We start from the raw sequence: 7,446 nt of genomic DNA on the forward strand, positions 1-7,446 counted from the left end.
GCGCTGGGCTCGGCGGCGGCGCCCCAGACGCCCAGGAAGACGGCGGCGGCGAAGGCCACGCCCGCGCCGCCCAGCGGCAGCAGGGCGCGACGGCCCTGCGCGTGCTGGGCCCGGCCGTAGAGGTGCAGGGCCAGGGCGAGCGCCAGCGCGGCCCCGAACAGGAAGGCCAGGCCGAAGTCGCCGCTCTGGCGCGCGAACACCCAGGCCATCCAGGCGGCCGCGGCGTACATCGGGAAGGCCAGCAGCCGGCGCAGCGCATCCATCCACGGACCCGGCCTGGGCAGGCGGCGCAGCAGGGCCGGCGAGACGCTCAACGCCACGAACGGCAGGGCCAGGCCCGCGCCCAGCGCGGTGAACACGGCGAAGGTCAGGACCGGCCCCTGGGCCAGGGCCGCGCCCATGGCGGTGGCCATGAACGGCGCGCTGCACGGGGCGGCGACCACGACGGCCAGCGCGCCGGTGAAGAAGGCGCCCAACGCGCCCTCGCGGCGCTGCAGGTCCGCCCCCGCGCCCTGGACCGAGGTCCCGAGCTCGAACACGCCCGACAGGTTCAGCGCCACCGACAGCATCAGCAGCGACAGGAAGGCGGTGGCCCACGGCGACTGCAGCTGGAAGCCCCAGCCCACCGCCTGCCCGGCCGCCTTGGCCGCGATCAGCACGCCGGCGAGCGCCAGGAAGGTGACGACCACCCCGGCCAGGAACACCAGGGCGTCGCGACGGGCGGCGCCCGGCGCATGCGCCCGCTCGGCCAGGTGCGCGGCCTTCATCGACAGCACCGGGAAGACGCAGGGCATCAGGTTCAGCAGCAGGCCGCCCAGCAGGGCGAACATCACTGCGGTCGCGACGCCGAGCCCCGGGGCCGGGGCGACGGTCGCGCCCGCCTGATCGGCGCTCGGCGCCGGGCCTTCGCCCGCGGCGACGGCCGGAGCCGCGCCCGGGACGGCGGAAATTTCCCAGGCGCCCGCCCGGGTGGCGAGCACGCCCACGATCGGCCCGGTCACGCCGGTGAAGCGCTCGTCGGGCTTCAGCGTCAGGGTCAGGCCCTCGGGCCCGCGCTCGATAGTCTGTTCGGCGGCGTGGGCGATCACCCCGCGCTTGTAGGGGAAGAAGTAGGCCCCGGCGGCGTCGGCCCCGGTCAGCGGCGCGCCCCAGGCGGCCAGCTTCAGCGACCCGTTCTGCACCTGCACGGCGGCGTGCAGGCCGGCCGGCTTGGGCGCGGCGGCCAGGGCGTCGGCGATGGCCCGGCCGAAGGTCGGGTCCGGCTTGGCCGGCCCCTCGGCGACCTTCACGTCCAGCGCCAGGTCGGCCTGCTCCGGCACGCAGAGGGTGTCGCTGCAGACGAAGAAGTCGGCGTGCGCCGTCAGGTGCGCGGTGTCGCCCGGCTTGGCGTCGGCCGGCACCTGCAGCGGCGTCGGCAACAGCACCTCGCCGGTGAAGCCGTAGCTCATCAACTGCTGGGTGCGGATGCGCTGCGGAGTCGGCCATAGGATGTCGCCGGCGCTCCAGCCCTGCGGCAAGGTCCACTTGATCTCGGTCGGGCCGCCGGCGTCGCCCTCATTGCGCCAGTAGCTGTGCCAGCCGTCGTCCAGCTTCTGCCGCAGCGCCACCCAGACGGTGGAGCCCGGCGTGGCGGTGGCCGACATCGGGGCCAGCTCGGCCTCCATGTGGGTCGTGCGCACAGGCTCGGCGCGCGCTGAAAGCGCGCCCGCCAGCGTCACCGCCGCCGTCACCGCCGCAAGCACCCGTCCGATCACGTCAGGCCCCAAATAAGTCGATAGCTCGACGGCTATATGGCGCGGTTCACGGCGGAAGGACAGACGACACGGCGCCGTGCGACCTTTCGGAGCGTTGAACCCGGTCACGCCCGCGACGCGACGGGATTTTCGCGGCCGGGCTCGACACGCGCGCGGCAGAAGCCAAGATGCCGCGCCTGCCGCCTGGAGGAGCGCTCGGTGGACTTCGACGAAATGACGATCGGCCAGGTCGCGCCGCTGGGCGCCATCGCCGTCGACGAGGCGGCGGTCGCCGACTTCGCGCGCCGCTTCGTGCCCGGCTGGGAGGTCGAAAGCGGCGTCCCGGACGCCATGATCTATGCGGTGTGGACCAAGCTGGAGGCTGACGCGGCGCCGGCCTGGGGTCCCCACAAGCGCCTCGCGGTCGACGCCCTGCGCTGGGCGCGCAATCCGCCGGCCGGCGAACTGCTCCGCGGACGGATGACCGTGCTGGGAAAAGACAAGGTCGGCGACAACAAGGGCGTGGTCATCGCCCAGCACGACCTGGTCGACGAGGCGGGACGGCTGGTCTTCTCCTGCCTGACCCGATCCGTCTTCGCGCGCTAGAGCGCGCTTTCCTGGTGGGAACGCGATCTGGCCCCGAAACCGGTATCCGCTTTCGGCTATCGCGCCCCAGACGCAAAAAGGGCCTCCCCGACGGGAAGGCCCTTCAGCGTCCAGACTTTGAGGTCGGGACTTAGGCGTTGGCGGCGGCCGGGGCGGCGCGGCTGACGGCCAGGGCGATCAGCTTGTCCCAGCCCAGCAGCGACACCAGGTGGGCGTAGATCTGGCCCAGGGCGCCGTTGTCGCGCAGCTCAGCCAGCTTCTCGAGCGGCAGGGCCTTCAGCTTGTCTTCCGAGACGGCGAAGTACTCGGCGATCTTTTGCGGCTGGCCCGCGGTGCCGTCCGGGTTCTGCGGGGTGAACACCGCCTCGCGGACGTCGAACAGGTCGAGGTCCGACAGCAGCTTCACGAAGCTTTCCGTCCGCTGGCGCTCGGTTTCGAAGTCCGTGCAGAACTGCATGGCGTTCTTGGTGTAGGCCGACGGCTCGCCGTTCTCGAAGAACGGGACGTCCGGGGTGTCCGACACGAACGGGGCGTTGCGGTCGACGCACAGGATCATGCGCTGCTGCTGGTCGTCGTTGGCGAACACGAACGGATAGCGGCGCACGAAGGCCGGGATGTAGGCGTCCATGCGGAACTCGCCGTCGGCGGTGACGAACAGGTTCTCGCCCTGACGCAGGCCCATGACCGCGATCGGCGACTTCGCGTCGCCCACGAACACGATCGGGTAGGACAGCGAGGCCGGCGCGAACTCCGTGACGGTCAGCGGCACCACGTGGGTCTGGGTGACGAAGCCGTACGGCTTGGCCGTCCGGTTGACGCCGAGCGCGCCGTGCAGCTCGGGATTCAGCGGCTCGGGCTGGCCGTAGAAGAGCACGTTGCCGGTAAGCGCGCCGGCGGCCTGGGTCTGTTCCATGGGACTTTGTGTTCGAAGAATGGCGTAAGGTCGGACTTCGTAGCGGAAGGATCGGCCGGCGGCAACGAAGGTCGCGCCGCGAGCGACCCCCGCTCCCTCAGAACCGGTAGGTCAGCCCGACGCGCAGGTTGCGGCCCGGCAGGGGGGCGATGTCCTTCAGGAACGAAGCCGCCTCGCGCGCCTCCGTGTCGTTGAGGTTGTGCACCTCGCCGAACAGCACCACCGAATCCGACAGGTTCACCGAGCCGGACAGGTTGACCATGGTGTAGGCGTCGGTCGGCAGCTCGAACTGTGCGACCCGATCCTGCTCGCCGGCGTGGTGGACCTCCAGCGCCGTCTGCCAGCGCTCGGTCTCGTACTTCACGCCCACGGTCGCCGACCACGGCGGGATGCGGGCCGGCGGGCCCAGATCGGTCTCGCCGTGCACGTAGTCGCCCGCGCCGGTCAGCGACACGGTCCGCTCGCCGTCGGTCCAGACCCGCCAGGTCATGTCAGTCTCGAGCCCGTAAAACTCGGCGCCGAGCTGCTGGTACTGGAAGATCTGCAGACCGGTGTCGGCGTCGAACACCCCGGTCGGCACGGCGTCGATGAAGCCGTCGTAGCGGGCGCCGAACAGGTGCAGGTCGGCGTCGAAGCGGTCAGAGACGTAGTGGACCGCCGCCTCGACCGAATTGGCGATCTCGGTGTCGAAGTCAGGGTCGCCGACCTCGAACGACGCCGTGGCGACGTGCGGGCCGTTCGCGAACAGCTCGACCTCGGTCGGGGCGCGTTCGTTGCGCGCCAGGGTCAGGCCCAGATAGAGCCCCGTCGCGGGCCGGAAGAACACCCCGCCCGAGGCCGAGAAGTTGGTGAACTCCCGGTCGGCGACGATGCTGTCCAGTTCGCGCCGGTCGAGGCGCACGCCGGCTTCGAAGCCCCAGGCCTGATGGTCGAGCCGCTGGACGGTGTAGATCCCGGCCTCGTCGATGACGGTGGCCGGGACGAAGGCTTCCTCGCCGATGGCGTCGAAGTCGCGGTGCAGGGCCTGCAGGCCGACCGCGCCGTTCCAGCCGCCGCGGGCCTTCTGAACGGCTTCGGCGCGCGCCTCCCAGCCCGTGGACAGGAACTGGGTGCCGACCTCGCCGTCCTCCAGCTCGGTGTGCTGGTAGTCGGCGTAGCCGGCCGAGCCGGTGAACTTCTCGAACGGGCCGACCGGGAAATCGAGCTCGCCCTGGGCGTCGTAGCGGGTCTGGGTGAGGTCGATCTTGACGTCTTCCTCGGCGACCGTGCCGTAGCGGCTGTTGGTCTGGGTCACCGCCGCGCCGACAAAGCCCAGGCCGGTGATGTAGGACGCGCCGGCGCCGTACTCGGTCAGGCGCGAGCGGCTGTTCAGCACGATCGAGGGGCCGACGCGCGGCACGCCCAACTCGTTGGCCAGCTGCTGCGAGATGGCCGGGCCGGGGATGTTGTAGTCGTCGGTCTCGCGGTGCATGGCCTCGGCGCCGACCACCCACGGTCCCTCGCCCACCTTGACCGCGCCGCCGACGCTGCGGCCGTTGTCGACGCTGGAGACCTGCGTCGCCAGACGCCCGTCGGCCAGGCCCTTGGCCGGCTCGCTGGGCACCCGGTCGTCGATGATGTTGACCACGCCGCCGATGGCCGAGCCGCCGTAGGCCAGGGTCGAGGGGCCGCGCACGACCTCGACCCGCTTGGCGCTCGAGGGATCGGTGGCGACCTGGTGGTCGGGGGAGACGGAGCTGGCGTCGATCTGGCCCAGGCCGTTGGTCAGCACCTGCACGCGCGGGCCCGACAGGCCGCGGATCACGGGCCGGCTGGCGCCCGGCGCGAAGGAGGTGGAGCGCACGCCCGGCATGCCGGCGACCAGGTCGCCCAGGCCCACCGACGGCGCGACCGCCAGGTCCTTCTCGTCCAGAACGTCGACGTTGGCGGTCATCGCCTGCTCGGCGACACCGATGCGCGTAGCGGTGACCACGACCTCTTCGACGTCGTCCGACTGGTCCCCCGCGACCGCGGGAGCCACCCAGACGCCGGCGCTCAAGGCGGTGACGGCGACCCCAAACAGGGCGATCCGACAGCTGCGCATCAAACGTTCCCTCCCGCGAAGCTGGAAGTGTTATGAAATAACATTACATCCGGTCAAGTCTGTTGCAGGGCGCGCGGCGCACAGGTAGCCAAGTTTCATGGACCATCGCTGTGAACATGACGCCGCAGCCTCCGTCGGCCTGAAGGGCTCAGCACTCGCCCAGGCGCTCGATCAGGCCGGCTCGCGCTGCGATTCGGACGGCCAGCGGCTGACCGCGCCGCGCCGGCGCGTGCTGGAGCTGCTGCTCGGGGCGGAAGGGCCGGTGAAGGCCTACGACCTGATCGCCGCCTTCGGCGTCGACGGCGAAGCGGCCAAGCCGCCGACGGTTTATCGCGCGCTGGAATTCCTCGAACGCCAGGGCTTCGCCCACCGGATCGAGAGCCTGAACGCCTATGTCGCCTGCCGGCTGGGCGCCGACACCCACGCCGCCGCCTTCCTGATCTGCGACTGCTGCGGCGCGACGCGCGAGATCGAGCCGGCCGGCGCCGACGTGCTGGTCGCCTCGGCCGGGCGCGACGGCTTCGTGGTGACGAACCTGACGGTGGAGGCGCACGGCCTGTGCGCCGCCTGTCGCGCGAGCTGACTTGCGCCCAGAGCGCGATAGCTGAAAGTGGACGCCGGTTTCAGCGACCATCGCGCTCTAATCAAAGGTTCGGGTGCTGGAAAGCCGGTTTCCTGCTTCCTAGCTAACAGTCAAACGCGCATTTCGGAGTACGGCATGGACGCCGCCCGATTCCAGGAACCCCGGCGCCGGATGATCCCGATCCGCAGTCCGTGGGGCGACGGCGAGATGGCGGTGCTGGATTTCGGCGATCCGGGCCGGCCGGTCGACGTGGTGTTCCTCCACGCCAACGGCTTCAACGCGCTGACCTACCGCTCCATCCTGGCCCCGCTGTCGGCGTCGCTGCGCATCGTCGCCCCCGACCTGCGCGGCCACGGCGCGACCCGCCTGCCGGCCGAGCCGCGCGGGCGCAAGAGCTGGGACGACTACCGCGACGATCTCGGCGCCCTGCTGGACGTGCTGGGCGGCCCGCCGGTGACCCTGGCCGGCCACTCGATGGGCGGCACGGTGGCTTTGCTGGCCGCGGCCAAACGTCCCCAGCGGGTGTCGAACCTGGTGATGTTCGATCCGGTGATCTGGTCGCCGCTGCAGAGCGCGCTGATGCACCTGCCCGGCGCCCAGACCCTGGGCCGGGCGCGCGCCCCGATCGCGCTAGCCGCCGCCCGCCGACGCGCGGTGTTCGACAGCCGCGCCGACGCCTTCCAGGCCTACAAGGGCCGCGGCGCCTTCAAGACCTGGCCCGACACCGTGCTGGCCGACTACGTCGCCGGCGGCTTCGTCGAGCGCGCCGAGGGCGGGGTCGAGCTGGCCTGTTCGCCGGAATGGGAGACCTCGAACTTCGTCTCCCAGGCCAACCGCCCGTGGAAGGCACTGGGCGCGCTGGAGCGGCCGGTGCGCATCCTGCGCGCGCCGCACAGCGTCACCTGCCATGTCGGCGACGCCGCGGCCTTCCGCCGCAAGCATCCGCACGCCACCGTCGAGACGGTGGAGGGCTCGCACTTCTTCCCGATGGAACGGGCCGACCTGGTCCGCGACGCCGTCCTCGACGCCGCGGTCTGAGCGATCGCGCTCTACCAGCCGATCCCCGGCACGAGCCGCTGCTCCATCTGGGCGCGCGCGGCCGGGCCGAACGGGGCCAGCTTGCGCGCCTGAAGGTCGAGGCCGGCCGCGACCGCCTCCATCACCGCCCAGGGCTCGCCGCCGACCGGATCCAGCAGCCAGTCGAACCGGCGCGTGGTCTTCTCGGCCACCTCGGCCAGGCCGGCGCGCACGCAGACCTGATCGCCCGCCCGCGGCAGGCGCTCGAACACGAAGCGGCACTCCAGCATCGCCCCGCCGCTGGGGCCGGCGTCCGTGACCGAGGCGTCGAACACGCCCGACAGCAGGTGCCAGGCGGCGTCGGAGACGCGGCCCATCAGGGCCTCGGGCCGGGCGCGGCCGAACACGTCGCAGTCGCCGGGCCGGACCAGGCCGCGCGCGACGACCGGCAGGCCCAGGCGGTCGGCCTCGGCCCAGCTAGCGGTCAAGGCCGCCGGCGCCGGTCCCACAC

At 71.9% G+C, this 7,446-nt stretch carries 7 protein-coding genes; 3 read left to right on the top strand and 4 right to left on the bottom strand.

The genetic code is table 11. From position 1 onward, the window contains the following. On the bottom strand, positions 1-1,754 hold a 1,754-nt coding region (locus G3573_RS18550), incomplete at its 3' end, for a protein-disulfide reductase DsbD domain-containing protein (protein ID WP_346427417.1). 213 nt (positions 1,755-1,967) lie between these two features. Here G3573_RS18550 and G3573_RS18555 point away from each other — a divergent pair. Continuing rightward, positions 1,968-2,339 carry an acyl dehydratase gene (locus tag G3573_RS18555; protein WP_163263176.1) on the top strand — a complete coding sequence of 124 codons (372 nt, stop codon included), beginning with the start codon at positions 1,968-1,970 and terminating at the stop codon, positions 2,337-2,339. Positions 2,340-2,469: 130 nt separating this feature from the next. Here the strand turns inward: G3573_RS18555 and G3573_RS18560 are convergent, their stop codons facing one another. Both G3573_RS18560 and G3573_RS18565 read right to left on the bottom strand, forming a co-directional pair. After that, positions 2,470-3,252 carry a SapC family protein gene (locus G3573_RS18560; RefSeq protein WP_163263170.1) on the bottom strand — a complete coding sequence of 261 codons (783 nt, stop codon included), beginning with the start codon at positions 3,250-3,252 and terminating at the stop codon, positions 2,470-2,472. Positions 3,253-3,349: 97 nt separating this feature from the next. Continuing rightward, complete coding sequence (locus G3573_RS18565; RefSeq protein WP_240454793.1) at positions 3,350-5,335, bottom strand: TonB-dependent receptor; 1,986 nt, start codon at positions 5,333-5,335, stop codon at positions 3,350-3,352. 97 nt (positions 5,336-5,432) lie between these two features. Between G3573_RS18565 and G3573_RS18570 the strand changes: the two genes are divergently transcribed. Together G3573_RS18570 and G3573_RS18575 are read left to right on the top strand one after the other, a co-directional pair. Beyond that, on the top strand, positions 5,433-5,918 hold the full coding sequence (locus tag G3573_RS18570; RefSeq protein WP_163263172.1) for a transcriptional repressor: 486 nt from the start codon (positions 5,433-5,435) through the stop codon (positions 5,916-5,918). 135 nt (positions 5,919-6,053) lie between these two features. After that, on the top strand, positions 6,054-6,956 hold the full coding sequence (locus G3573_RS18575) for an alpha/beta hydrolase (protein WP_163263173.1): 903 nt from the start codon (positions 6,054-6,056) through the stop codon (positions 6,954-6,956). A gap of 11 nt (positions 6,957-6,967) precedes the next feature. On the opposite strand, the gene G3573_RS18580 is transcribed toward G3573_RS18575, so the two are convergent. Continuing rightward, on the bottom strand, positions 6,968-7,446 hold a 479-nt coding region (locus G3573_RS18580; RefSeq protein WP_240454794.1), incomplete at its 5' end, for a thioesterase family protein.

It is taken from the genome of Caulobacter sp. 17J65-9 (assembly GCF_010975005.1).
Classification (GTDB): Bacteria; Pseudomonadota; Alphaproteobacteria; order Caulobacterales; family Caulobacteraceae; genus 17J80-11.